Here is a 25217-nt window from a genome sequence, read left to right as displayed (position 1 = left end):
GGGCGCCTCGCGGGGCGCCCTTCGTCATTCGTATCGCGATTGCCTCAGCGGCGACGGTCGCGGCGCGAGCTCATCGGCTGGAAAGCGACGCCGACATGGGCCTCGCAATAGGGTTTTCCGGATTGGCTCGGCAGGCCGCAGAACCAGAATTCCTCGGTCGCGGGGTCGCCGATCGGCCATTTGCAGGTGCGCTCGGTCAGTTCCATCAGGCCAAGCTTCTTGGCGTGTTTCTCGACCTCACCGACCTTGGCCAGCGCGGCCGGGTCGATCTCGTTGGCGGAGGGCTGCGGCGGAAGCGGCTGACCGGCGGGGATGATCGCCTTGCGCGCAGGCGAGACAGCAGGCGTTGCAGCCTGTGCGGGCGCGGGGCTTGCCGGTTTCGCGGCGGGCTTGGGCTCGGGCGCCTCGGCTGCGGGCTGCGCGGCGGGCTTCTCGGCCTTCGCCTCGACCTTCTCGGGCTTGGCTTTCGGCTCGGGTTTCGCGGGCTCTGCTGCGCCGCCGGTGCGGTTCGACAGGCCGAGGCGATGCACCTTGCCGATCACCGCGTTGCGCGTCACACCGCCCAGCTCTTTCGCGATCTGGCTGGCCGATTGGCCTTCGGTCCACATCTTCTTGAGCAATTCGACGCGTTCATCGGTCCAGGACATGGGCATCCTTCCTTGGTTTCCTGCAAGTCCGTCTCGCAGGCCATTCCAGTTTCAATCCCTATTTTAGCGGGAGAGCGCAGAGATACAATCGCGAGGCCCGCTTTTCAAGGCCCGCGAGGACGTCCAGAGCAGTGCGCAAGCGGGAAACCAGCTGTGCGCGGGCTACGTTGAGCTGCGGGCCGCGAGCGTGTAGGGAGCGGGCAACAACGGGAGTATCAGGATGTACGAGATCGGCGTGCGCCGTTTTGGCGCGGTGAACTGGATGGGCCTGCGGATGCTGGGGTGGCGCGAGATTCGCCGCTTTCTCGCGGTCTGGCAGCAGACGGTGCTGGCGCCGCTGATCACCGCCGGTCTGTTCCTGACCGTCTTCGCGCTGGCCTTCGGGCGCAACCGCGCCGATGTTCTGGGCGTCGATTTCCTGCATTTCATCGCGCCGGGCATCCTGATGATGACGGTGATCCAGAACGCTTTCGCCAACACGTCCAGCTCGATCGTGATCGCGAAGGTGCAGGGCAATATCGTCGACACGCTGATGCCGCCGCTTGCGCCGTGGGAAATCCTCGTGGGGTATCTGACCGGCGCGGTGGCACGTGCGCTGATCGTGGCCGTGGTGATCTGGCTCGGGCTGTTCGCCGTGCTGGGGCAGGGGATCGCGCATCCGTTCTGGGCGATTGCGGCTGTCGTGCTCGGCGCGGCCTTCCTTGGCGGTCTGGGTATTCTGGCGGCGGTTTTCGCCGACAAGTTCGACCAGATGGCGGCGATCACCAACTTCATCATCACGCCGCTGTCGTTCCTGTCGGGCACCTTCTACTCGGCCAAGGCGCTGCCGCCGGCCTTCCAGATCCTGACCCATTACAACCCGGTCTTCTACCTGATCGACATGGCCCGCTTCGGGTTCCTGGGCGTCTCCGACGCCTCGCCGTGGCATGGGTTGGCCGTGATCTGCGCCGCACTGGTCGTGGTTCTGGGGCTTGGCTGGTACTGGCTGCGCATCGGCTACCGCATGAAGCCCTGAGCCGCGCTTAAGCGGCGCGTGGCCGTTCAGGCCGAATGCGCGCCGCCTGCGAGGCCCTTCACGAAGTCCAGCACCTCTGCCACCGGCTTGCCCTCGGCGATCTCTTTCACGATGGCCGAGCCCACGACGCAGCCATCGGCGACACCCGCGATGGTCTTCGCGGCTTCGGGCGTCGTGATGCCGAAGCCCACGATCACCGGCAGATCGGTCTTCGCCTTGATCCGGGCGACTTCCGGGCCGACCTCGGTCGCCTGCGCGGCCTGAGAGCCGGTAATCCCCGTCACCGAGACGTAATAGACGAAGCCCGAGGTGTTCTGCAGAACCTTCGGCAGACGCTTGTCATCGGTCGTCGGCGTCGCGAGGCGGATGAAGTTGATCCCGGCGGCCTGCGCAGGGATGCAAAGCTCGACATCTTCCTCGGGCGGCAGGTCGACCACGATCAGCCCGTCGATCCCGGCCGCCTTCGCGTCTTCGAGGAAGCGATCCACGCCGCGCGAATAGATCGGGTTGTAATAGCCCATCAGCACGATCGGCGTGGTGTCGTCGGTCTTGCGAAACTCCGCTGCCATATCGAGCGTCTTCTGCAGCGTCTGCCCACCGTCGAGCGCGCGCTGACCCGCCAGCTGGATCGTCGGACCGTCGGCCATCGGATCGGTGAAGGGTACGCCCAGCTCGATGATGTCGACGCCTGCCGCCGGTAGCCCCTTCATCACCTCGAGCGAGGTTTCCAGATCCGGGTCGCCCGCCATGATGTAGGAGACGAAGGCTTTCTTGCCCTCTTCCTTGAGGCTGGCGAATTTGGCGTCGATGCGAGTCATGGCGTCCCTCCGGCTGGTCCCGAAGCGGTTTGCGCGAAGAGGGCGGGAAAATCAATGCCTCGCGCGCGCTCCCGCCCGCCGCGAGGGCCCGCGCCTACATCTTTGCCGGACCGTTGATCATCCACGCCGTGCCGAAGCGGTCGCGGAGCATTCCGAACCCGTCGGCCCAGAACGTGTCGTCGAAGGGCATCATGACCTCCTCGGCCCCGTCCATCAGCCGCTCGAAGATCGCCTTCGCGGCCTCCCGGCTCTCCGAGACATGCGAGATCGAGACCGAGCTTTGCGGGCGGTCGCGCCCCTCGGGCCAGTCCGAGGCCATCAACGCGCCATCGCCGAGCTTGATCAGCGCATGCATGATCCGCGCCTTGCCTGCCTCGCTCATGCCTTCGCTGGCCTCGGGCATATCGCCATAGCGCATGATGAAGGGCGGCTCGGTGCCGAAAAGCTCGGCATAGAAGCGCATCGCCTCTTCGCAGTTTCCCTGAAAGTGGATGTAGGGTTCGAAACTCATTGCGGTCACCTCCCTGAACAAGAAGGCCAGCCTATCACGATTCCGGCCCTCGCGCGCGCTTGCACCGGGGGCGGCCAATGAATAAGAAGCGCGCAGCCACAAACAGGAGGGCGAAATGGGTTTCAAGATGGGTATCGTGGGTCTGCCGAACGTGGGCAAATCCACCCTCTTCAACGCGCTGACCAAAACGGCGGCCGCGCAGGCGGCGAATTTCCCCTTCTGCACGATCGAGCCGAATGTCGGCGAAGTTGCCGTTCCCGATGAGCGGATCGACACGCTGGCCGAGATCGCCGGCTCGAAAGAGGTCATCCCGACCCGCATGACCTTCGTCGATATCGCGGGCCTCGTGAAAGGCGCCTCGAAAGGGGAGGGCCTCGGCAACCAGTTCCTCGCCAATATCCGCGAAGTCGATGCGATTGCCCATGTGCTGCGCTGCTTTGAAGATGGCGATGTGACCCATGTGGAGGGCCGCGTCGATCCGGTAGCCGATGCCGAGACCATCGAGACCGAGCTGATGATTGCCGATCTCGAAAGCCTCGAGAAACGTATCGCGAACCTCGCCCGCAAGGTGAAATCCGGCGACAAGGAAGCGAAAGAGGCAATGCGCCTTCTGGAGCAGGCGAAAGAGGCGCTGGAAGCCGGTCGTCCCGCGCGCACCATCGAAGTCTCCGAGGACGACCGCAAGGCGTGGAACATGCTGCAGCTGCTGACCGCCAAGCCGGTTCTCTATGTCTGCAATGTCGAGGAAGGCTCCGCCGCGACCGGCAACTCGAAATCCGAAGCGGTCGCCAAGATGGCCGCCGAGCAGGGCGCGGGCACCGTCGTGATCTCGGCCAAGATCGAAGAGGAAATCTCGCAGCTCGACGCCGAGGAAGCGGAGATGTTCCTCGAAGAGATGGGTCTGGAAGAGGCCGGTCTCGACCGCCTGATCCGCGCGGGTTACGACCTGCTCGGCCTGCAGACCTACTTCACCGTCGGCCCGAAAGAGGCCCGCGCCTGGACGATCCGCAAGGGCACGCTGGCCCCGGCGGCAGCGGGCGTCATCCACGGCGATTTCGAACGCGGCTTCATCCGCGCCGAGACGGTCTCCTACGACGACTACGTCGCCAATAAGGGCGAAGCGGGCGCAAAAGAGGCGGGCAAGTTCCGCGTCGAGGGCAAGACCTACGAAGTGAAAGACGGCGACGTCCTCCACTTCCTGTTCAACGCGTGAACCTCGGCTGGGGGCGTTACTTCTTCGCCCCCGCCGTGACCTCCGTGATCGCGTCGGCCTCCACCATCTGCCACGCCATTCCCGCATTGCGATAGAGCCGTTTGCCGAGGTCGGGGTAGTCGCCCACGTCATGGCCCAAGCGCTGGCCCATGACGAGCAGCCGCAACAGCTCCGATCCGGTATTCTCGATCGTATGGGCCGCGCCGCCCGCGCGGTAGCCGATGAAATCGCCCGGCCCGATCGCGTGACGCTCTTCGCCGATCCGCGCGGTCGCCTCGCCACTCAGCACAAAGATCGCCTCGTCCTCATGGTGGTGGCGGTGAAACTCGGTGGTCTCGCAGCCGGGCTCCACCTCGATGATATGCACCCCGATCCCCGTCAGCCCCGTCGCGTCGCCAAGGCTCTTGTTGATCCGCCGCGCATTCGGGTTGAGGAAATGCTTCTTCGCCAGCCCTTCCATTGCCGCGATCTCATCGGCCCGGATCAGATACCGGTCTTCGCTCATCGCGCCTCTCCTTCTCATTGATCCAAATATCCCCGCCGGAGGCTTCCGCAGTCTCAGCCAGCGATCCGGCCCAGGATAGCAGAGACATCGCTGCCCGCCATCGCCCCGGTGGTCCGGCCCGCCTCGCCCGCAAGCCGCGTCGCGACGAAGGCGTCGCTCACCGCCGCAGGTGCATTTCGGATCAGCAGCGACGCGGTCAGGAGCAGTGCCAGCCGTTCCGCGAACCAGCGCGCTTCGGCCTCGGGTGGGAGCGCTGGCCAGCGGGCGAGGTGATCGGCCAGCGCCGCGTCGTAGCGCGGATCGGTGCCGCGCGCCGCGTCCAGCTCCGCGCGCAGCATCTCCGCCGCCAGTGGTTCTTTCGCCAGCGTGCGCAGTATGTCGAGACAGATCACATTGCCCGAGCCCTCCCAGATGCCGTTCAGCGGCGCTTCTCGATAGAGCATCGGCATCGGCGTGTCCTCGACGTAGCCGATGCCGCCCAGCACCTCCATCGCCTCATAGGTCACGACGGGGCACCGCTTGTTGCCGTAATATTTCGCCAGCGCCACGCCGATCCGGGCGAAGGCACGATCCTCGGGGTGGGCGCTGTCGAAGGCCTCCGCCACCCGCATCCCCAGCGTCAGCGCGCCTTCCCAATCCAGCGTCAGATCGGCCAGCACCGCACGCATCAGCGGCTGATCGATCAGGCGCCGCTGGAAGGCAGCGCGATGCGTCGCCCAGTGATGTGCCTCGGAGATCGCGGCGCGCATCAGCCCCGCAGGCGCGAGCGCGGTGTCGAGCCGGGTGTGGTGCACCATCTCGATGATCGTCGCGACGCCCCGGCCTTCCTCGCCCAGAAGATGGGCCACCGCGCCCTCATATTCGATCTCGGAAGACGCGTTGGAGCGATTGCCCAGCTTGTCCTTCAGCCGCTGGATGCGGATCGCGTTGCGCTCGCCTTCCAGCCAGCGCGGTACGAGGAAGCAACTGAGCCCCTTTTCGGTCTGCGCCAGCGTCAGGAAGCCGTCCGACATCGGCGCAGAGCAGAACCACTTATGCCCGGTCAGCCGCCAATGCCCGTCTGCGCGCTCGGCCCGCGTGGTGTTCGCGCGCACGTCCGAGCCGCCCTGCTTCTCGGTCATCGCCATCCCCAGCGTCGCGCCGGTCTTCTCGCCCACCGGCAGCACGCGCGGATCGTAGCTGCGCGCGGTGAGTTTCGGACGCCAGAGTGCGGCGATCTCGGGCGTGGCTTCGAGCGCGGGCACGGCGGCATAGGTCATCGTCATCGGGCAGCAACTGCCGGGTTCGATCTGGCTTGCGAGATAGACCATCGCGGCATGGGTGGCATGAGCGCCCTTCGCGCCCTCCCACGGCAGCGCGGCATAGCCCGCGCCGATCCCGGCCTCCATGAAACGATGATAGGCAGGATGAAAGCGCACCTCGTCGAGCCGCCGCCCGCCCATATCGAAGAGCCGCAGCTCCGGCAGGTATCGGTTCGCGTCGCGGCCCGCCTCGCGCATCTCTGTGGTGCCGAGCGTCTGGCCATAATCTGACAGCCCCTCCGCCTGACCGCCCGCCCGCGCCACGGCCTCGCGCAGCGGTGCATCCGTGGCGTAGAGATCGACGTCACCGCGCGCGGGCGGCTGGTTCTCGACGCGGTGGGTGGGCAGATCGGCGCGGGGATCGGGTGTGGTCATGGTCGGCTCCTCCTGATCCGGATGGTAGGCTTGCGCCGTAGAACATGCGAGCGAAACGCGGCGGCAGGGCTTTTCTCGCGGCCGCCGCCGCCTAGATCAGGCCCGAAAGGGAGACCCATCATGAGCAACTGGCAGAAATCCGACGAGGCGATCGCGAAGCTCACCCCCGAGCAATACCGCGTCACCCAGCAGAACGGCACCGAGCGGCCCTTCACCGGCGAATATGACAACCACGCCGCCAAGGGCATCTATGTCGACGTGGTCTCGGGCGAGCCGCTTTTCGCCTCCTCGACCAAATACAACGCGGGCTGCGGCTGGCCGTCCTTCACCAAACCGCTGATCGACGATCATGTCGTAGAGTTGACCGATACCAGCCACGGCATGACCCGCGTCGAAGTGCGCTCGAAAAACGGCGACAGCCATCTGGGCCATGTCTTCCCCGACGGGCCGCGCGATCAGGGCGGTCTGCGCTATTGCATCAACTCCGCCTCGCTGCGCTTCGTGCCTTACGAGGAGATGGAGGCCGAGGGCTACGGCGACTATATGGACCGGGTCGAGTAAGCACGACGTCAAACGAAGCACCGGGTCAGGGGCCTTTACCTTCCCGCGGCCCGGTGGCAGGGTCCGCGCAACATCATATGACAAAGGGGGCGCGGGCATGCGCAAGCTGGAACTTGGTCAAAGCGGGATCATGGTGTCCGAGATTTGTCTCGGGACGATGACCTGGGGCAGCCAGAACACCGAGGCCGAGGGCCATGACCAGATCGATTTCGCGCTCGACCGCGGGGTCAATTTCCTCGACACGGCCGAGATGTACCCGGTGAACCCGGTGAAGGCCGAGACGATGGGCCGGACGGAGCAGATCGTGGGCACTTATCTGGCCAAACGCGGCAAGCGCGACGATCTGGTGGTGGCCACCAAGATCACCGGCGAGGGCTCGAATGCGATCGAAGGCGGCCCCGAGATCAGCCCGACCCGGATCCGCCAAGCGGTGACGGATTCGCTGACCCGGCTGCAGACGGATTACATCGACCTCTACCAGTTCCACTGGCCCAATCGCGGCTCCTATCACTTCCGCAAGACGTGGCGCTTCGATCCGTCGAAGCAGCCTTCGAAGCAGGAGGTGCTCGACGATATGAGCGCGTGTCTCGAGACGCTCGAAGATCTGCGTAAAGAGGGCAAAATCCGCGAATTCGGCCTGTCGAACGAGAGCGCCTGGGGCACCGCGCAATGGCTGGCACTGGCCGAGGCGGGCAAAGGGCCGCGCGTCGAGTCGATCCAGAACGAATATTCGCTGATGTGCCGCTACTACGACCTCGATCTGGGGGAGTTGGGGCAACAGGAGAAAGTGACGCTGCTGGCCTATTCGCCGCTCGCCGCCGGTATCCTGACGGGCAAATATTCGGGCGACGTGATCCCCGACAACACCCGGCGGTCGCTGGTCAACAATCTCGGTGGGCGCGCCAATCCGCGCGCTTTCGAGATCGCTGACCGGTATGTCGCGCTTGCGAAGGAGTTCGATCTTCACCCGGTGACGATGGCGATTGCGTGGGTGATGAGCCGTCCCTTCCCGGTGATCCCGATCGTTGGCGCGACCTCGGTCGATCAGCTCAAGCCGAACCTCGACGCCGAAGGGGTGGAACTGCCGAAGGAGCTGCTCGACAAGATCGCGGAGCTCCACAAGCATCACCCGATGCCCTACTGATGCGCGGGGCGTCGATCCTTCTGTGTGCAGCGCTCGCCTTGGCGGGCTGCAATCCCTTCGGCCCCACGGACGAGGGCGATACGGCAGAACAACTGCCGCTGGTCGGGCAGGAGAAGATCGATGCCGGGAAATTCGAATGCGTTGCGCGCGGCGGCAAATGGCTCGCGCGCGACGGGGCGTTCATCTGCGTTAAGATGACCTCCGATAGCGGCAAGAGCTGTCAGGCGGGCAGCGAGTGCGAGGGCGAATGCCTCGCGCGCTCGAAGACCTGCGCGCCGGTGACCCCGCTTCTGGGGTGCAACGAGGTGATGAGCGAGGCGGGCTACCCGATGCAACTATGCGTGCAATGAGCCGGGCGAAGATCGCTGCGCTGGGCGGGATGCTCGCGCTGACCCTCGCGGGCTGTGCGGCGCCCCCGGAGACCGCGTCGCTGCGCAAACCGGGCGCGCTGATCTCTTCGGCGTCGCTCTTCGATCCGCAGCGCTTCGGTGGCGAGTGGCATGTCGTCGAGAGCGGCATCCCGGGCTGTTCGGGCACGCAGAACTGGGCGTGGGACGGCAAGAGCGCCTACCGGCTACGCGGTACGAATTGCGCGATCAAGCCTGCCGCTGTCGACGAGAAAGTCACGCTGACCGGGCCGGGCGGGCGACTGCTGGCGAAGGACGCGTTCGGCGGCGAGCCGATCTGGGTGCTCTGGGTCGATTTCGATTATCGGGTTGCGGTGCTTGGCACACCTTCGGGCGGCTGGGGGATGATCCTGTCGCGGCAGGCCTCGCCACGGCCCGATCTGATCAAGGCGGCGCGCGATGTCATGGATTTCAACGGCTATGACATGACGCAGGTCGGTAAGTGACCGACGCGCCGGTGCATCTCTGGGTCTGGGTGACGCTGTTCGCCGCGGCCGTCCAGACCATTCGCTTCATGCTGCAAAAGCTGCTGGCGGGGGCGCAGCTCTCGGTGGGCGGTGCGACGTTTTCACGCTTCCTGTTTGGCTTCCCGCTCGCGGCTGCGACGGCGCTGGGCTTTCTGGCTGCGACCGGCACGCCATGGCCGCATCTGAGCGGCCCCTTCTGGGGATTCGTCATTGCGGGCGGGGCGGCGCAGGTGGCGGCGACCTTCCTGACGGTGGCGCTGTTCGGCTTGCGCAATTTCGCGGTGGGCGTGGCCTTCACCAAGACCGAGACGGTGCAGGTCGCGCTGTTCTCCGCGATCATCCTCGGCGAATTCGTCGGGCCCATCGGCTGGATCGGGATCGCGATCGGACTGGCGGGGGTGTTGTTCCTGACCAAACCGCCCGAAGGCGGCTTCAACCCGCGCGCGGCGCTTTACGGCGTCGGGGCGGGGGCGCTGTTCGGCCTGTCCTCGATCTTCTATCGCGGCGCGACGCTGGAGCTGGAGCCGCTCGACTTCTTCGCCCGCGCCATTGTCGCGTTGGCCTGCGCGACCTTCGCGCAATCGATCGGAATGGGGCTTTATCTGCGACTGCGCGAGCCAGGCGAATTGACCCGCGTGTTCGGCGCATGGCGGCGCACGGTGCTGGTGGGGATCACCGGCGTTCTGGGCTCGGCGGGTTGGTTCACCGCGTTCTCGCTGCAAAACGCGGCCTTCGTGCGCGCGCTGGGTCAGGTGGAGATCGTCTTCACGCTGCTCGCCTCGGCGCTGGTTTTCCACGAGCGCTTGCACAAGCGCGAAGGGGTGGGCATCGCGCTCGTCGTGGTGTCGCTGATCGTGATCGTGCTGGCGGGACGTTAAAGCCCGATCCGCCGGAACTCCGAACGCGGCCCACGATTGTCGAAGAACGGCACCGAATGCGGCGTGCCAAGCGCGTGTTTGGTGGTGATGAGGGCGGCGATTTCGGCCAAAACCACTTCGGTGATGAAGGGCAAGTTGAGCGCACGCGCCTCGGGCAGGGGCACCCAATGCAGATGCGAAAGCTCGTCGCAGGCGCGCGAGAAATCGTCGAGATCGCCCTGGATCGCTCCCGCATCGATCAGGAAGAACCGCGCATCGAAGCGGCGCGGGCGGCCCGGCGGCGTGATCGCGCGGAACACGAAATGCAGATTGGCCGCCGAGGGCAGAAAGCCCAGATCGGCGAAGCCCTGCCAATCGGTGGGCACCGCGCCGGGCCACGTGGTTTTCTCGCCCAGCACCAGCCCGGTCTCTTCCCACAATTCGCGCAGAGCGGCGGCGGCCAGCGCCCCGCCGATCCCTGCGGGCGCATCGGCCTCGAGCCGCGCGTGATCGGGCGCGGGTAGGGGAGATGCGAAGGGCACCTCCCAATCCGTGGTGTCGAGCGCGCCGCCCGGGAAGACGTATTTCGAGGGCATGAAGGCCGCCCCCGCACCGCGCTGGCCCATCAGCACGCTCGGCACCGCATCGGCATCACGGCGCAGGACGATCACGCTGGCCGCGTCGCGTAGCGCGGTTTTGTCGACCGGGGGGCGCGTGTCAGTCATGGACGATTTCGCCTTCGCCGAAACCATGCATCCGGCGCGACCATTGGATGCCCACCAGCATCCCCTTCATCAGCGGCAAAAGCACCGCCGAGAGCACCATCGAGCCGATGCCGAAAATCCAGATCATCTCCCACGGTCCGGGGCGGAAGGCGATGAAATAGGCCGCCATCATCGGAATCGCGAGATGGCCGACGATCAGGATCGTCAGATAGGCGGGGCCGTCATCGGCGCGCTGATGCGAGAGGTCCTCGCCGCAGGCCGGGCAGGTATCACGCACCTTGAGATAACTGTGCAAAATCCGCCCCTTGCCGCAGGCCGGGCAGCGGCAGCGCAGGCCCCGCCCGATCGAGCGGCCCAGCGGGCGGTCATCGTGATACTCGTCATGCGACTGCATTGCGCTCTCCCTTGTGGCGGTCTCTCTCCGCCCGTTCGCAGGGCAGTATGGCGGCAGCCGGGGCGGATGGAAAGTCCGGCGGGTCTATCACGGATGCGTGAGTTTGGCGACGGAATGCTGCGGGCGCCTCGTTTGGTTAGACATCGACGGCGCGAGATGTGCCGTGGGAGCGAGAACAGGAGTTTCGAATGAAAGTCATGAACAGGCAGACCCTCGTCGCGGCAATCCTCGCGGGCAGCGCGATCACCCTCGCAATGCCGGTGGTGGCGCAGAACCAGACCGGCAACCAGGCGCAGGGACAGCAAGTCATGCCCGGGAATGGGCCGGGCAACGGACCGGGCAACGGTGCTGGCAATGGCCCCGCCAATGGTATGGGGCAGAACATGAAGCCCGGCGCGATGCGCGATCAAGACGGGCGCGGCTTCGGTTTCGACATCAGCCGCTTCGACACCGATGGCGACGGTCAGGTGACGATGGAGGAAATTCAGGCCAAGCGGGCCGCCGACGCCGAGGCGCTCGACGCCAATGGCGATGGGATGATTTCTCAGGAGGAGCTCGTCAATTCCGAGATGGCCAAGGTGAAAGCCCGCATCGAGGCCCGCGTGAAAGCGCGCTTCGCCGCGCAGGACAGCAATGGCGACGGCGAGCTGTCGGCCGCCGAACTGATGGCGCATCCGATGCCGACGCGCATGTTCGACCGGATGGACCGCAACAATGACGGGGCGATCAGTGCCGATGAGATGCAGATGGCGAAACGCTTCATGCAGCGGATGAGCGACCGCCGCGACCATGGCCGGATGGGCAAGGGCGATTACCACGGCCATGACCGCATGGGCAAAGGGGATCGCCATGGCCATGACCGTATGGGGTGGAACGGCGACCGCGACGGCTACGGGCGGATGATGCAAGGCGATGGCCCGATGGGTCAGGGTCCGATGGGGCAAGGCCCGAACGGCCAAGGCCCGCAGGGCACGCCGCCGATGCAGCCGGGCGCCGGGGCTGGCCAAGGTCAAGGTCCGGGCAACGGCCCGGCGGATGGCTCGGGCCGATCCACGAACTGAGTTTCGAGCAGTGAAAAAAGCCGGGGCGCAGCAAAGCGCCCCGGTTGCATGTCAAATTGCATGCGCAGGGAAAGCAGGCTAGGCCTTTGACGGAATGACGATGGCACTGGATGCGATGAACGAGGCTTCGGACGAGGCGCTGCTGGAGCTTTACGCGCAGGGCGACCGAGCGGCTGCGCGGGCGTTGACGCTGCGCTTCGGGCCCTTGGCCTATCGGCTTGCCTATCGCTATCTGCGCGATGCGGCCGAGGCCGAGGATGTCGCGCAAGAGGGGCTCTTGCGGCTCTGGAAGATCGCGCCGGAGTGGCGCGCCGGCGAGGCGAAGGTCTCGACTTGGCTTTACCGGGTGGTGGCCAACCTCGCGACGGACCGGCTGCGCAAGCGCCGCGGCGTGGGGTTGGACGAGGCGCCAGAGGTGGCCGATGACCGCGCGAGCGCGCTGGACGAGTTGATCGCGCGCGACCGGGTGGCGGCGCTGGAAGCGGCGCTGGAGCAATTGCCGGAACGGCAGCGGATCGCGGTGACACTGCGACATATCGACGGTTTGTCCAATCCCGAGATCGCTGCCGCGATGGAAACTGGCGTCGAGGCCGTAGAAAGTCTGACAGCGCGTGGAAAACGCGCTTTGAGCAAGCTGCTTCGGGGGCAGCGAGAGAAATTGGGGTTTGGCGATGACTGACAAACGCATGGATCGCGAGACGGACGCGTTGGACGACGCGGCGCTGGAGACGCTTTTCGGCGAGGCGCGCGCGGCGGGAGGGCCCGAGCCTGAGGCGGGTTTCCTCGCCCGGGTTCTGGCCGATGCGGAGGCGGAGCAAGCGGGCTTCGCGCGTTCTGGCCCCGCTGCAGCGCCCGACAAGCCTGACGTCTTGGCCGGTATCTGGGACGCGCTTCGCGGCGCGTTCGGCGGCTGGGCTCCGATGGGCGGTCTGGTCACGGCCGCGCTGGCCGGGGTCTGGATCGGCTTCGTGGGCGCCGACGAGATCGGCGCGCTCAGCCCGTTTTACGCCAGCAGCACGACCGAAAGCCTCGGCACGGTCAACCTGCTACCCGAGGGCGACACCTTCGCCTTCGCCGATGAAGGAGGGTTCTGATGGCGGCTGCCGAGACGCGAAATGGCCGGGGATTGCGCTGGGCGCTGATAGGGTCGGCGGTGCTGAACCTGCTTTTGCTGGGGTTCTTCATCGGCGGCTGGCTGGCGCATGAGCGGCATCCGCCGCGCCCGGTCGTGGGCGATGTCAGCCTTGGCGCTTTTACCGGTGCGCTGAGCCCGGAAGATCGTGATGCGCTGCGCAAGGCGGCGCAGGCGCGCGGCTCGGAGTTCCGCGATATGCGGCGGCAGGCGCGCAGCGACATGACGGCGCTGATCGCTGCGATCGACGCGGAGCCCTGGGATCGTGCGCAGGTGGCCGAGCTGCTTGAGCGACACAAGGCGCGGACGGTGCAGCGGGTCGATATCGGCGAGCAACTGATCCTCGACCGGCTCGACGCGATGAGCGCCGAGGCGCGGCATAGCTTTGCCGAGCGTCTGCGCGAGGGCGCGGCGCGGTTCGACAAGCGCAAGAAGGACCGCGAGGACGCCCCAAAGCCCAAGCCGTGAGGTCAGGCGGACGGGCGCCCCCAAGGGGGCATCACCATTCGCCGTTTGGAAAATCGCCAACCCTCAGTCTCATCACCTGCCCGAGCGCGGCGTGACCCTTCTATTTCGGGTCAGGCCGCGTTTGTGTGCTGGGCGAGGGACACTTGGTTTCGACCGCTTCCCTTGGCGCAGAGAAGCGCCGCATCCGCCTCGTCGATAAGATGCTGAGGATCGTCATGGCGCGTGCCGCCGAAGGCGAGGCCAATCGAAATGGTGACCTGCGTCATTTGTCCGTCGGGCAGCGTGATCTTGCTCTGTGCGATTTCGTGCCGGAGCCGTTCCGAGATCCGGCAACCCTCGACCAGAGAACTGTCGGGCAGCGCTACGAGAAACTCCTCGCCGCCGATGCGACCGATGAGATCGACGTCGCGCAGGCTTTGGCGCAGATGGCGGGCGATACTCGCTAGCACCTCGTCACCCGCGCCGTGGCCATAGGTGTCGTTCACTGATTTGAAACGGTCGAGGTCGAGCAGCATCACCGCATAGCCATGGCCCGTGCGGCGCGCGCGCTCGGACATGCGCGACAGATGCGCGTTCACGTAGCGACGATTGTGCAGCCCGGTCAGCGGATCGACCAGCGCAAGACGCAGACCTTCGTCGACCGAGAGACGCAGTTGATCGGACAGGCGCTTGCGGCGGAGCTGCGCACCAATCCTGAGTGCGGCTTCCTTTGCCGCGAGCGGCGTCGACATCTCGGCGGGCAGCAGATCATCCGCACCCAGATCAAGCGCGCTGGCTTGCGTTTCGCGCGCGTCGGGCTGGCTGGCGATCAGGATCGCCGCATGGCGCGTTTCGGGATGCGAGCGCAATTCCGACATCAGCCGTAGCCCATCGCCGCGCTGCGCGAGGTCTGCGCCGATCACGAATAGATCGGGGGTGCGACGGGTGGGATCGTCGCCGCAGGGCTCGTCGTAACTGGTCAGCAAAATCCGATTCGTCGTCAGCAGGGGCGCGAGCGCGGATTTCCAGCGCAGCCCCTCGGACGGGCTGGGCGCGATCAGAGCGATCCGCGCGAGAGGGACGAAGTCGCTCGCGGCCTCCGCGAAACCGAGTTCCCGGCAGGTCTGTTCGCGCAGCGCCGAATCCTCGTCGCCGACATGGGCGCGTATCAGGCTGCGCAGTCGGGCGAGCAGGACAAGTTCGTCGAAGGGTTTGGCCAGCACCTCATTCGCCCCGGCCTGCAGCAGCGTCACGCGCAGTTCCGGCGTGTCGCGCCCCGTCATCGCGATGATCGGGATGCGCCGGGTCCGCGGGTTCGCCCGCAACCGGGCAATGAGGCCCTCTCCGGTCATGTCGGGCAAGGCGACGTCGAGCAGGATCAGGCCGGGCCGTTGCGCCGCGGCGAGGGCGAGCGCCTCCGCCGCGCTTGCGGCTTGCAGCGTGTTGTAGCGCGCGCCGGTCAGCTTCGCCTTAAGCACAATGCGATTGGTCGCCACATCATCCACGATGAGGATCGATCCCGGCATATAACGCTACTCCTTCAACCTCCGGCGCGGTGCGGCTTGCATCGGGCGGTTCCCGACTGCGCCAGCTTCTCATCGCGCCTTTTCTTGACCTTAGCGGTCGATAGGTTAACAAAGCGTTTCTCCCCGACAAAGAAGGACCCGTCATGCGGCAAGAAAACGCTCATACGCTCGCGTTGCAGACCCTCGGCTGGCTTGCCGGTCGCGAAGATCTGATCGGCGCGTTCCTCGCCAATTCCGGGGCGAGCGTGGACGATTTGCGGGCGCAGGCGAGCGATCCGGACTTCCTTGCAGGAGTTCTCGACCATGTTCTGCAGGACGATCAGGTGGTCCTGGATTGCGCGCAGGACCTTGGTGTGCAGCCCGAGGCGCTGATGCAGGCGCGCGCGGTTCTCGGGCGCGGCGATCTGCGCCACTGGACCTGACGCGCAGCTTTGGGCAATCTGCCCGCAAAGGGAGGCAGATCGCAGATGGCAGGCGGCAAGATACGGGCGGTGCTGTTCGACAAGGACGGTACGCTTTTCGACTTCGACGCGACATGGGGCGCTTGGGCGAAGCTGCAGATCGAGGCGTTGGCAAAGGATCCACAGCAGGCTGGTAGGCTTGCCGCGGCAATCGGATTCGACCTCAATCGGATAGAATTCGAGCCGCACTCGCCGGTGATCGCGGGCACGGTTCGGGAGGCGGCGGAACTGCTGTTGCCGCATCTTCCGGGACGGTCGCTCGATGATCTGGTGCTCGAACTGGAGCAGGCGGCGCATGACGTGCCTCTGGTGGAGCCGGTGCCGCTTGCTGCGCTTCTGTCCGATCTGCGCGGACGCGGATTGCAGCTGGGCATTTGTACGAACGATGCCGAGTCCTCGGCGCGGGCGCATGCTGCACAGGCGGGCATCACCGATCTTTTCGACCGGATTATCGGCTATGACAGCGGGCACGGGGCGAAACCAACGCCGCGCCCGCTTCTGGCCTTCGCGGATTCGCTGGGGCTGGACCCGGCCGAGGTCGTGATGGTCGGCGACAGCCAGCATGACCTGCACGCGGCGCGTGCGGCGGGGATGATTGCGATCGGCGTGCTGAGCGGACCGGCGGAGCGGGCCGATCTGGCCCCGCTCGCTGATGCGGTGCTCGATCATATCGGGGGGCTTCCCGACTGGCTCGCTCAGCGCGCGGGCTAACAAGGCGCGTCAGACGCGCGGGAGCCTCGCGCAAGACAGGAGAGGGACGCATGCAACTACGTTTGCAACATATTCTGCTCGGGCTGCTGGCGGGCATGTTCTTCTGGGCACTCGATAACCAGTTGCAGCAACGGCTTCCGATTGACGCGCACGGACAATTCGGCGTGTCGGTTCTGGGCACGGTGTTCTTCGCGACCGCGCTTGCGATGCTGGGCGAGATCGGCTGGCGCAGGGCGTTCGGCGCGGCGGCGATGATTGCGGTTCCGGTCGCGTTGCTCGGATGGTGGGCGTCGCTTGGCTATGCTGCGAGCGAGTCGCTGGCGGGCTACATGCCTTACGAGCTGCTCGCGCTTTCGGTTCTGGCGATGCTGCCGATGCCCTTCGCGATGGCCGTGGCGCAGGGCGGTTCGCACGCCTGGAGCGACTATCCGGCGCTGTTCCTGCATGCTTGGAATATCGTGGTGCGCTATGCCGCCGCGTGTATTTTCCTCGGGATGGTCTGGCTCGTCCTCTATCTCTCGGCGCGGTTGCTCGAGAGTGTGGACCTCGATTTTCTGCGCCAGCTTCTGCGGGAGAAGCTGTTCGCCTTTACAGTCTCGGGCGGCATTCTCGGGCTCGGGCTGGCAGTGGTGACCGAGCTGGAGGAGATGATCTCTCCGACCCTGATCCTGCGGCTTCTGAGGCTGTTGCTGCCGCCTGTGCTTCTGGTCGCGGTGATCTTTGTGGCTGGGTTCATTGCGCGCCGCGGGGAGGTCTCGCTGATCGGGTTCTCGCAGATCGAGACGCTGCTGGCGATGGCCGCGGCGGCGGTGACGCTGATCTCGATCGGTATTGAGCGCGACGATGAAAGTGCCGTCCGTGCGCGGGTCTTGCGCCTGTCGGCTCAAGGCTTGGCGCTGGTGCTGCCCGTGCTGGTCGGGGCGGCGGCCTGGACCGGATGGCAAAGCGTCACCGCGCAAGGCTGGACCCCGGGACGCGTGGCGCAGGCGGTGCTGATCGTGCTTCTGGCGGGCTATGCGCTGGGATATGCCGGGTCGGTGCTGCTGGGGCGCGGCTGGATGGTGCGCTTGCGGCGGATCAATATCGCCATGGCGGGTGTCCTGCTGCTTGCCGCTTTGGCATGGCTGACGCCGGTGCTGGATGCGAACGGAGTGGCTGCGCGCTCGCAACTGGCGCTGTATCGCGAGGGGCGCATCACGGCAGGCGCTTTGCCGCTTTACGCTTTGAAGAACCACTGGGGGCTTGCCGGGCAGGCGGCCTTCGCGGAGCTGGAAGCGCAAGCCGGTGATGACCGCGCACTCGCAACGGCCTTGGCCCGTCTGAGCCCGTCTGCGGATGGGGCGGAGGGTGCCAGCGCCGCGCGGGCCCAACTGCGCCGGGATCTCGTGCTGCCGCCCGGTGCGAAAGCGCCCGAGGATGCGCTGCTCGATGCGATCCGCGCGCGCGCGCCCGAGGTTGCGGCGGGGCTTTGCGCCTCGGCCGAGGGGGCGGCGGCGAATTGCGCTTTGATTGAGGCCGATTTTCTTTCGGATGTTCCCGGCGACGAGGCGATGGTGCTGCTGCATCTGCCCGACCGCGATGCGATCTACGTGCTGCGGCAGTCGAAAGGCGCGTGGGATTCGATCGGTTGGGGCAGCGTCGTCGATGCGCAGGGCGAGCCGCGCTTCCGCGTCGATCTGGCCCCTGTCATCGCCGCGATCAAACGTGGTGAGATGCAGCTGGCCCCGAGCGGGATCATGGCGCTTGAGGCCGGTGGGCTGCGTCTTTTGCCGCTGTCGCGCTGAGCCGGGCGAATTTGGAGCTTTGTTAACTTCTGACCGCTAGCGTGGCGGTCAGGAGGGCACATGCTCGGCTTGATCAACCGCTCTATCGAGACGTTTCTGACCGACACTCACGGGGCGGCGCTCTGCGCGCGTGTGCGGCGGCGCGCGGATTTGCCGGGCGAGAGCTATGAACCCCTGCTGCAATATGACGATGCGCAGACCTTGCGGCTGATCAATGCCGCCTGCGACGAGTTGGGGCGGGCGCGATCCGAGTTTTTGGAAGACCTTGGGGCGCATCTGTGCAGCCGCGAAGCGGTGCGGCGGCTGCTACGTTACGGCGGCTGCGACTATCGCGGTTTTCTGAACTCGCTCAACGAGTTGAATGACCGCGCGCGCATGGCGCTTCCCGATCTCAAGCTGCCGGACCTGCATCTGGCCGCAACCCAGTCGGGGCAGTTCCGTCTGCGCGTCGCCGCGGATCTGCCGGGATGGGGGGCGGTGCTGGCGGGGATACTGCGTGCGATGGCGGATGACTATGGCAGTCTCGCGCTGATCGAGGTGCCGCCGCGTGTCGCCGGGAGCGATCTGCGCGACCCCGACCCGATGGCGGAGACCGTGACGATCCAGCTGCTCGACGCCACCCATGCCGAGGCGCGCCAGTTCGCCCTCGCGCGCATGATTGGTGAGGTCTGATGAGCGTGCCGGGCGAGAACACTGTCACGAGACTGGCCGCGCAGCCACCCGCCGATCGGGGCGCGCACGCCTATTGGCTGGCGCTGTTGACCGGGCTTTTGCCGATGTTTCTCTGGCTCGACGAGCGGGCCTGCATCCTTGGGGTCGGGCGCACGTTGCGCAAGGTTCTGGGGGTGCCGGAAGCCCAGATCGTCGGCGCGCCGTTCTCGCGGTTTTTCTCGGTCGCGCGGCGCGGCGGGGCGGTACGGATGTGCCCGAAAGAACTGCGCTCAAGTTGCGGGGCTGTTGATTGCGATCGCCAGATCGGGCGCTGCGGGCGCTCCCTCGGGGCCATGACGGCGGAGGAGATGCTGCATGTCATCCTTCGCATGCGCCCACAGGTAAGCCTGCGCGGCGCACTGGTGAGCCATACGGGTCCGCCAGTTCCGGGGCGCGCGCCGACGCGGGCGGGGGGCGATATGCTCCTTAATTTCAGCTTCGGTATTCACCTGCGTGAACTCGTGGCGGAATTCGACCTGACCGAACATGATTTCTCCGCCGCCGATCTCGCGATGGAAATGCTGTATCTGCAGGAAGCGAAATCGCTCGTGCTGGAAGAGTTGCGGGCCCTGACCGGGCGGCTCGATCAGGCGCGCAAAGCGGCGGAAGATCAGGCGCTGAGCGATCCGCTGACGAAACTCGCCAACCGCCGGGCAATGGCTCAGGCGCTTGCCAGGGCCGTCGATCATGCGACGAACGGGCTGGCGAATTTCGCATTGCTGCAGGTCGACCTCGATCACTTCAAGACGATCAATGACACGCAAGGCCATGCGGCGGGGGATTTCGTGTTGCAACTGGTGGCCCGCAACCTGTGCGAAAGCGTGCGCGGAGGCGATCTGGTCGCGCGCATGGGCGGCGACGAGTTCCTCGTTCTCTTGCGTGGCGACCCGAGCCGTACGGAGATCGGCGCGCTCGCGGCACGCATAATCGAACAGCTCGAAGCGCCGAAATGGTATCGGGGGCAGGAATGTCTGGTGTCCGGATCGCTCGGCGCTGTGTCGTCGCGCGACTACGAGAGCCTCGAGATCGAGGCGCTGCAGAGTGATGTCGACCGGGCGACCTATGCCGCGAAGACCGCAGGGCGCGGATGCCTTCGTTTTGGGTCCGGGCCTGTCGAAAACGTCGAGGATGGGCCGGCGACGTCACCCGGCGCTGCGCGTTAGCCGAACAAACGCTCTTTTCCTGACCGGTCGCCTTCGGGTAAGGGCAGCGCATGAGACAAGGATTTCCCTATGCCCGCGCCGGACAGCGCATCGGTCTTCTGGGCGGGTCGTTCGATCCGGCGCATGAAGGTCACGTCCTGATCACGCGTGAGGCGCTGCGCCGCTTCAATCTTGATCGGGTCTGGTGGATCGTGAGCCCCGGCAACCCGCTCAAGGCGCATGGGCCCGCGCCGCTCGATCAGCGGATCGCGAGTGCGCGGGCGAGCCTTGGGGGCGATCCGCGCGTGGTGGTGACCGACCTCGAAGCGCGGCTCGGCACGCGTTACACGGCCGACACGATAACGCGGCTGCGTGCGCTCTATCCCGGCGTGGATTTCGCGTGGCTGATGGGGGCCGATAACCTCGTGCAGTTCGACCGCTGGGATCATTGGCGCACGATCATGGAGAGCGTGCCGGTCGGTGTGCTGGCGCGTCCGGGCTGGCGGATGCCGGGGCGCTGGGCGCGCGCGGCGCGCATTTATGCGGGGGCCGAATTGCCCGCGGTCGCCTCGCAGCGCCTCCTCGACGGACCGGCGCCGCGCTGGTGCTTCGTCAACATTCCGATGTCGTCTCTTTCCTCCACGGAAATTCGCGAGAAAGGCGGCTGGCGGGCATCGACACCCGCTTGAAGACGGTGCGGGGCGCGCTACGCTCGGATTGACGCCGAGGGAGGAATCGCCATGCCACTATCGATATCGCGCCGCTTTGCACTGCTGGGTGGCGCCGCGCTTTTCGCCACTCCGAAAACGGGCTTCGGCCAGACGGTCGCGGCAGCCGAATTGGTCCGGATGGCCGGGCTCAGCGGCGATGTGGGCTATGTCGTCGCGGACCTGAAGAGCGGCCAGATCCTCGAACAGCGCAATGCAGGCCAAGCGATGCCGCCCGCCTCCGCGCTCAAGTCGATCACCTCGCTCTATGCGATGGAGCAACTGGGCGGCGATTTCCGTTTTGGCACGCAGTTGATCGCGACCGGCCCGATCTCTGGCGGGCGCATTCAGGGGGATCTGATCCTCGCGGGCGGGGGCGATCCGACGCTGACGACTGACGATTTGAACGCGATGGCGAAGTCGCTGGCGGCGAAGGGCGTGCAGGGCGTCACGGGGCGTTTTCTGACTTGGGCCGGGGCGTTGCCCTACAAGAACGAGATTGCAAACGATCAGCCGATTTTCGCGGGCTACAACCCGTCGATCTCCGGGCTGATGCTGAACTTCAATCGCGTGCATTTCCAGTGGCGCCGCTCCGGTGGGGGCTGGGCGCTGAGCATGGATGCGCGCGGGCGCGACGTGCAGCCGCAGGCCTATACCGCGAAGGCGTCGATCGCGAAACGCTCCTCGCCCACCTTCACCTATTCCGACCGCGGCGGGGTCGAGCATTGGACGGTCGCCTCGGCGGCCTTGGGGCGGGGCGGAAGCCGGTGGTTGCCGGTGCGCCATCCGGCGGCCTATGCGGGCGACGTGTTCCAGACATTGGCCCGCGCTCAGGGCACACCGCTGCCCGCGCCGGAAGAGGTACGCAACCTGCCCGGCGGCACGGTTCTGGTGAGCCATGGCAGCGATCCGCTTGTGCCGGTTCTGCGCGAGATGATGAAATATTCGACCAATATCACCGCGGAAGCGGTGGGTATGACGGTCAGCAAGCGGCTGGGCGCGGGGAACTCCCTGAAGCAGTCGGGACAGACGATGACCCAATGGCTGCAGCAGCGCACGGGCGCGCGCTCGGCCCGGTTCACCGACCATTCCGGGCTGCGGGCCGATGCCGAGCTTTCGCCGCAGGACATGGTGGCGGCGCTGCGCAATCTCGGTGCGCCGATGGGGCTGCGCAGTTTGATGAAGCCATTCAAGCTGCGCGATGCGACGGGCAAGAACATGCCAGCCCAGCCATTCCGCGTCGATGCCAAGACAGGGACGCTGAATTTCGTCTCGACTTTGGCGGGCTATATGACCGCGCCGGATGGCACCGAGCTTGTCTTCGCGATCTTCACCGCCGATCTAAACCGGCGTCGTCGTGCGGGCTCGGCGCCGCGCCCGCCGGGGCAGGTCCAATGGGTGCGGGCGTCGAAAATCCTGCAGAGCCAGCTGTTGGAGCGTTGGGCCGGGATTTACGGCTGAGGGGTCGCTCCGCCTGGGCGGCGGGGCGGTCGTCAGGTTTTCTCGCCGGGACTCTATCGTCCGATCAGAGCGTGACGTGGCGCACTTTTGCACCCCATTCGATGGCGACGGCGTGCAGCCGGTCGATCGCCAACTCACCGCGAATTTCTTCCAAGAGGCGTAGTTCGGTTTGACGGATCGTGCCATCTGCGGCGGCCACATCGCAGGCGAGCGCATACGCGGTTTCGAAGATATGCTCGGGCAGCGCGTCGCGGATCAGGCCGAACAGCGCCTCGAGCCCGTCTTCCTCTTCGAAAAGCGTGAAGACCGAGCGGGAGACCCGCGAGACGCGGTCGAAATCGTAGCCCGCGAAGATCGGCATGTGGTTCACTATCCGCTCGATCGCGACGAGTTCGGAGGTCGGCACGTCCTCATCGGCGGCGGAAATCGCGACCATCACGGCGACGAGCGCGTCTTGGGGCGAAAGCGAGGCGAGAACGTCGGGCACGTGGGAGCTCCTTGATAGTGTTCGAGTGCTAATTATTGACTGTCCCCCTCCGCTTCAATAGGTCAGGCGCGACTGGGCGCACGGGGCGCCTTCATGAGGTATGCAATGACGAGCTTGCGTGACGCTGCGATGAAATCCAAGGCCTGGCCCTTCGAGGAAGCCCGCCGGGTGCTCAAGCGTTACGAGAAACGGGACCCGGAAAAGGGTTACGTCCTGTTCGAGACGGGCTACGGGCCGTCGGGTCTGCCGCATATCGGCACGTTTGGCGAAGTTGCGCGCACCACGATGATCCGTCGCGCTTTCGAGGTGATCTCGGATATCCCGACGAAGCTTCTGTGCTTCTCGGACGATATGGACGGGATGCGGAAGGTGCCGAGCAACGTGCCCAATCAGGACATGCTGCGCCAGCATGAGCAGAAGCCGCTGACCTCGGTGCCCGATCCCTTCGGCGAGTTCGACAGCTTCGGCAACCACAACAACGCGATGCTGCGCCGTTTCCTCGACACCTTTGGGTTCGAGTATGAATTCGCGAGCGCGACCGATTACTACAAGTCGGGCCGGTTCGACGAGATGCTGATCAAATCGGCTTACGAATACGATCAAATCATGGAAATCATGCTGAAGTCGCTGCGCGAAGAGCGTCAACAGACCTATTCGTGCTTCCTGCCGATCCATCCCGAGACGGGCCGCGTGCTCTACGTTCCGATGAAGGAGGTCAATGCGCGCGACGGTACCGTGACCTTCGACGACGAGGACGGGCGCGAATGGACTCTGCCGGTCACGGGCGGCAATGTGAAGCTGCAGTGGAAACCCGATTTCGGGATGCGTTGGGCCGCGCTCGGCGTCGATTTCGAGATGTATGGCAAGGACCACTCGACCAACACGCCGATCTATGACGGCATCTGCCGCGTGCTGGGTGGGCGTGCGCCGGAGCACTTCACCTACGAGCTGTTCCTTGATGCGAATGGTGAGAAGATTTCGAAGTCGAAGGGCAATGGCCTGTCGATCGACGAATGGCTGACCTATGCGGCGACGGAGAGCCTGAGCTACTTCATGTATCTCAAGCCGAAGACCGCGAAGCGGATGCATTTCGACGTGATCCCGAAGGCGGTGGACGAATATCACCAGCAGCTGCGCGCCTATCCCGATCAGCCGATCGAGCAGCAGGTGAACAACCCGGTCTGGCACATCCACGGCGGCAATCCTCCCGAGAGCCGGATGGTGGTGCCTTTCGCGATGCTGCTCAATCTTGCGAGCGTCGCGGGCGCGACCGAGAAGGAAGGGCTGTGGGGCTTCATCAAGCGCTACGCGCCCGAGGCGAGCCCGGAAGGCAATCCCGATCTCGATCAGGCGGCAGGCTTCGCGCTGAAGTATTTCGAGGATTTCGTGAAACCCACGCTGGTCTTCCGCGCGCCCGACGCCTCCGAACGTGCCGCGCTGGAAGATCTGGCCAAGGCGCTGAAATCGGAAGAGGCGGCGCTCGACCAGATCGCGCGCAAGAACGCGGCGGCCGGCAACGAAGAGCCGCTGCCGGAGGCCGATTTCCATAGCGACGAGTTCCTTCAGACGGTCGTTTTCGCGGTCGGCAAGAACCACGAATTCGCGAACCTGCGCGATTGGTTCAAGGCGCTCTACGAGGTGCTGCTGGGCCAGAGCCAAGGGCCGCGTTTCGGCGGGTTCATCGCGCTTTACGGTGTCGATGAGACCGTCGCGCTGATCGAGCGGGCGCTGGCGGGCGAACTGGTCGACTAAGCTTTCCAGAGATCGAACCAAGCCCCCCAGCGGTCGCAAAGCGGCTCGGGGGGCTCGGCGAATATCCTGGCGCCGAGGGTGAAGGCTTCGGCCTCCAGTCGGGCGGATTCGGTGCGGATCAGTGCAAGCAAAGCCTCGGCCCTTTCGGGGTCGAGATGCTCTGGCACTTTCATCTCGAGCACATGCAGGTCGTGATGGTCGCCGATCAACTCCCCCAAAGTGTCGAGTGCGTCTTCGCGCGGATGCAGCATTTCTGGCCAGATCGGGGCGAGCAGGCGGGTGTGATACCAGTGCTGCTTCACCCGCGTCCGCCAATGGTGCAGGTCTAAGCCAGCGCGTGATTCCTGCGCGCTTTTCAGACGCTTGCGGCAATCTTTCAACGTTGCGTGCAATCCGGCCTCATAGGCGGGCCAGCCCTTTTCGGTGACGTCCCAATCCTTCGCGCGTTTGCGGATTTCCGTGACGCGTTTCGCGAATGTCGAGATGTCGCCTTCCTTCGGGGGCTGGGTCGCGGGCAGCGCGTCAAGCATTGCACGGGCGGCAGACGCACCGTCGAGATCAGGCCCTTCGCGCCCGAGCCGGATAAGCGAGGCGCGCATCACCTCGTCGTCGCGCAGGCCAGAAATGCCCCGGGCGGCTTCGGCCAAAGCATCGTTCTCCTTGTGAAAATCGGAGAAATGCGGCGCGACGAGGCGGATCAGGCCGCGGGTCTTCTTGATCGCTTTGCGAAGGGAGTGAACCGACGGGTCGGGCTTGCCGGCCAGTTTAACGGCTGTCCCAAGCTCGCTGCGCGCGATGCGGCGCAGGGCTTTCGTCGGGGTCTTGTCGTCGGGGGATATGGCGTAAACCATCTGCGGCTCCTCTTGGCTGCTCACCCGATGTGGCGCGAGGATAT

At 65.6% G+C, this 25217-nt stretch carries 29 protein-coding genes; 19 read left to right on the top strand and 10 right to left on the bottom strand.

Going from position 1 to position 25217, the window contains the following annotated elements; translation table 11 throughout:
• Positions 1–44: 44 nt before the first annotated feature.
• Positions 45–647, bottom strand: a complete 603-nt coding sequence (locus tag BMI88_RS11405; RefSeq protein ID WP_078522589.1) for a GcrA family cell cycle regulator — start codon at positions 645–647, stop codon at positions 45–47.
• Between the two features lie 220 nt (positions 648–867).
• Between BMI88_RS11405 and BMI88_RS11400 the strand changes: the two genes are divergently transcribed.
• On the top strand, positions 868–1662 hold the full coding sequence (locus tag BMI88_RS11400; RefSeq protein ID WP_078548792.1) for an ABC transporter permease: 795 nt from the start codon (positions 868–870) through the stop codon (positions 1660–1662).
• Between the two features lie 26 nt (positions 1663–1688).
• Here the strand turns inward: BMI88_RS11400 and trpA are convergent, their stop codons facing one another.
• Both trpA and BMI88_RS11390 read right to left on the bottom strand, forming a co-directional pair.
• Positions 1689–2480 carry a tryptophan synthase subunit alpha gene (trpA, locus tag BMI88_RS11395; RefSeq protein WP_078522591.1) on the bottom strand — a complete coding sequence of 264 codons (792 nt, stop codon included), beginning with the start codon at positions 2478–2480 and terminating at the stop codon, positions 1689–1691.
• A gap of 94 nt (positions 2481–2574) precedes the next feature.
• The gene (locus BMI88_RS11390; protein WP_078548789.1) at positions 2575–2991 is read right to left on the bottom strand and encodes a VOC family protein; all 417 of its coding nucleotides are present in this window, start codon (positions 2989–2991) and stop codon (positions 2575–2577) included.
• A gap of 115 nt (positions 2992–3106) precedes the next feature.
• Between BMI88_RS11390 and ychF the strand changes: the two genes are divergently transcribed.
• Positions 3107–4204, top strand: coding sequence for a redox-regulated ATPase YchF (gene ychF / locus BMI88_RS11385; RefSeq protein ID WP_078548785.1), 1098 nt, complete (start codon positions 3107–3109; stop codon positions 4202–4204).
• Between the two features lie 16 nt (positions 4205–4220).
• Here ychF and BMI88_RS11380 read toward each other — a convergent pair whose 3' ends face one another.
• Both BMI88_RS11380 and BMI88_RS11375 read right to left on the bottom strand, forming a co-directional pair.
• Positions 4221–4709: a cupin domain-containing protein gene (locus BMI88_RS11380; RefSeq protein WP_078548781.1), complete on the bottom strand. Its 489-nt coding sequence runs from the start codon at positions 4707–4709 to the stop codon at positions 4221–4223.
• A gap of 53 nt (positions 4710–4762) precedes the next feature.
• Positions 4763–6385 (bottom strand): acyl-CoA dehydrogenase family protein, encoded by a 1623-nt coding sequence (locus BMI88_RS11375; protein WP_078548779.1) that lies wholly within the window; start codon positions 6383–6385, stop codon positions 4763–4765.
• Between the two features lie 120 nt (positions 6386–6505).
• On the opposite strand from BMI88_RS11375, the gene msrB reads away from it, so the two are divergent.
• The 5 genes from msrB to BMI88_RS11350 all read left to right on the top strand — a co-directional run bounded on the left by msrB (position 6506) and on the right by BMI88_RS11350 (position 9842).
• Positions 6506–6946, top strand: a complete 441-nt coding sequence (gene msrB / locus BMI88_RS11370) for a peptide-methionine (R)-S-oxide reductase MsrB (protein WP_078542149.1) — start codon at positions 6506–6508, stop codon at positions 6944–6946.
• 97 nt (positions 6947–7043) lie between these two features.
• Entirely contained in the window at positions 7044–8090 is a 1047-nt protein-coding gene (locus tag BMI88_RS11365) for an aldo/keto reductase (protein ID WP_078548776.1), read from the top strand.
• Complete coding sequence (locus BMI88_RS11360) at positions 8090–8440, top strand: hypothetical protein (RefSeq protein WP_078548773.1); 351 nt, start codon at positions 8090–8092, stop codon at positions 8438–8440. The genes BMI88_RS11365 and BMI88_RS11360 overlap by 1 nt, the downstream gene beginning before the upstream one ends.
• Positions 8428–8943, top strand: a complete 516-nt coding sequence (locus tag BMI88_RS11355) for a lipocalin family protein (protein WP_168173977.1) — start codon at positions 8428–8430, stop codon at positions 8941–8943. The genes BMI88_RS11360 and BMI88_RS11355 overlap by 13 nt, the downstream gene beginning before the upstream one ends.
• Complete coding sequence (locus tag BMI88_RS11350; protein ID WP_246831870.1) at positions 8940–9842, top strand: DMT family transporter; 903 nt, start codon at positions 8940–8942, stop codon at positions 9840–9842. Before BMI88_RS11355 ends, BMI88_RS11350 begins: the two co-directional genes overlap by 4 nt.
• Here the strand turns inward: BMI88_RS11350 and BMI88_RS11345 are convergent.
• Together BMI88_RS11345 and BMI88_RS11340 are read right to left on the bottom strand one after the other, a co-directional pair.
• Positions 9839–10546 (bottom strand): NUDIX hydrolase, encoded by a 708-nt coding sequence (locus BMI88_RS11345; RefSeq protein WP_078548767.1) that lies wholly within the window; start codon positions 10544–10546, stop codon positions 9839–9841. The two genes, BMI88_RS11350 and BMI88_RS11345, sit on opposite strands and share 4 nt — an antisense overlap.
• A complete protein-coding gene (locus tag BMI88_RS11340; RefSeq protein ID WP_078522601.1) occupies positions 10539–10940 on the bottom strand; it encodes a DUF983 domain-containing protein in 402 nt (133 codons plus the stop codon). The genes BMI88_RS11345 and BMI88_RS11340 overlap by 8 nt, the downstream gene beginning before the upstream one ends.
• Positions 10941–11128: 188 nt before the next feature.
• Here BMI88_RS11340 and BMI88_RS11335 point away from each other — a divergent pair, with 188 nt between their 5' ends.
• The 4 genes from BMI88_RS11335 (at position 11129) to BMI88_RS11320 (ending at position 13601) form a co-directional block, all read left to right on the top strand.
• Positions 11129–12001, top strand: coding sequence for an EF-hand domain-containing protein (locus tag BMI88_RS11335; protein ID WP_078548764.1), 873 nt, complete (start codon positions 11129–11131; stop codon positions 11999–12001).
• Between the two features lie 94 nt (positions 12002–12095).
• Positions 12096–12680: an RNA polymerase sigma factor gene (locus tag BMI88_RS11330; protein WP_078548761.1), complete on the top strand. Its 585-nt coding sequence runs from the start codon at positions 12096–12098 to the stop codon at positions 12678–12680.
• Complete coding sequence (locus BMI88_RS11325) at positions 12673–13095, top strand: dihydroorotate dehydrogenase (RefSeq protein WP_146673552.1); 423 nt, start codon at positions 12673–12675, stop codon at positions 13093–13095. The genes BMI88_RS11330 and BMI88_RS11325 overlap by 8 nt, the downstream gene beginning before the upstream one ends.
• Complete coding sequence (locus BMI88_RS11320; RefSeq protein WP_078548755.1) at positions 13095–13601, top strand: periplasmic heavy metal sensor; 507 nt, start codon at positions 13095–13097, stop codon at positions 13599–13601. Before BMI88_RS11325 ends, BMI88_RS11320 begins: the two co-directional genes overlap by 1 nt.
• 110 nt (positions 13602–13711) lie before the next feature.
• Here the strand turns inward: BMI88_RS11320 and BMI88_RS11315 are convergent, their stop codons facing one another.
• Positions 13712–15106, bottom strand: coding sequence for a diguanylate cyclase (locus BMI88_RS11315; protein ID WP_078548753.1), 1395 nt, complete (start codon positions 15104–15106; stop codon positions 13712–13714).
• A 143-nt stretch (positions 15107–15249) separates the two neighbouring features.
• On the opposite strand from BMI88_RS11315, the gene BMI88_RS11310 reads away from it, so the two are divergent.
• The 7 genes from BMI88_RS11310 to dacB are packed head-to-tail and all read left to right on the top strand — an operon-like array spanning position 15250 to position 22083.
• Positions 15250–15528, top strand: a complete 279-nt coding sequence (locus tag BMI88_RS11310; RefSeq protein WP_078542139.1) for a DUF3572 domain-containing protein — start codon at positions 15250–15252, stop codon at positions 15526–15528.
• 45 nt (positions 15529–15573) lie between these two features.
• Entirely contained in the window at positions 15574–16278 is a 705-nt protein-coding gene (locus BMI88_RS11305; protein WP_078548751.1) for an HAD family hydrolase, read from the top strand.
• Between the two features lie 50 nt (positions 16279–16328).
• Positions 16329–18062 carry a DUF4153 domain-containing protein gene (locus BMI88_RS11300; RefSeq protein ID WP_078548748.1) on the top strand — a complete coding sequence of 578 codons (1734 nt, stop codon included), beginning with the start codon at positions 16329–16331 and terminating at the stop codon, positions 18060–18062.
• 60 nt (positions 18063–18122) lie between these two features.
• Positions 18123–18734, top strand: a complete 612-nt coding sequence (locus BMI88_RS11295; RefSeq protein WP_078548746.1) for a heme NO-binding domain-containing protein — start codon at positions 18123–18125, stop codon at positions 18732–18734.
• Positions 18734–19936: a GGDEF domain-containing protein gene (locus BMI88_RS11290; protein ID WP_078548744.1), complete on the top strand. Its 1203-nt coding sequence runs from the start codon at positions 18734–18736 to the stop codon at positions 19934–19936. The genes BMI88_RS11295 and BMI88_RS11290 overlap by 1 nt, the downstream gene beginning before the upstream one ends.
• A 50-nt stretch (positions 19937–19986) precedes the next feature.
• Positions 19987–20604, top strand: a complete 618-nt coding sequence (locus tag BMI88_RS11285; RefSeq protein WP_078522612.1) for a nicotinate-nucleotide adenylyltransferase — start codon at positions 19987–19989, stop codon at positions 20602–20604.
• A gap of 51 nt (positions 20605–20655) precedes the next feature.
• Entirely contained in the window at positions 20656–22083 is a 1428-nt protein-coding gene (gene dacB, locus BMI88_RS11280) for a D-alanyl-D-alanine carboxypeptidase/D-alanyl-D-alanine-endopeptidase (RefSeq protein WP_078548742.1), read from the top strand.
• 64 nt (positions 22084–22147) lie between these two features.
• Here dacB and BMI88_RS11275 read toward each other — a convergent pair whose 3' ends face one another.
• Positions 22148–22570: a tellurite resistance TerB family protein gene (locus BMI88_RS11275; RefSeq protein ID WP_078522614.1), complete on the bottom strand. Its 423-nt coding sequence runs from the start codon at positions 22568–22570 to the stop codon at positions 22148–22150.
• A gap of 105 nt (positions 22571–22675) precedes the next feature.
• Here BMI88_RS11275 and BMI88_RS11270 point away from each other — a divergent pair, with 105 nt between their 5' ends.
• Positions 22676–24322, top strand: coding sequence for a lysine--tRNA ligase (locus BMI88_RS11270; protein ID WP_078548739.1), 1647 nt, complete (start codon positions 22676–22678; stop codon positions 24320–24322).
• Here BMI88_RS11270 and BMI88_RS11265 read toward each other — a convergent pair.
• Positions 24319–25173 carry a CHAD domain-containing protein gene (locus tag BMI88_RS11265; RefSeq protein WP_078548737.1) on the bottom strand — a complete coding sequence of 285 codons (855 nt, stop codon included), beginning with the start codon at positions 25171–25173 and terminating at the stop codon, positions 24319–24321. The genes BMI88_RS11270 and BMI88_RS11265 overlap by 4 nt on opposite strands.
• Between the last annotated feature and the right edge of the window lie 44 nt (positions 25174–25217).

The sequence above is a fragment of the Thioclava sp. F36-6 genome (genome assembly GCF_002020305.1).
Lineage (GTDB): Bacteria > Pseudomonadota > Alphaproteobacteria > Rhodobacterales > Rhodobacteraceae > Thioclava > Thioclava sediminum.
Note: the sequence above shows the minus strand (reverse complement) of the source record. Positions and strands in the feature narration are given on the sequence as shown.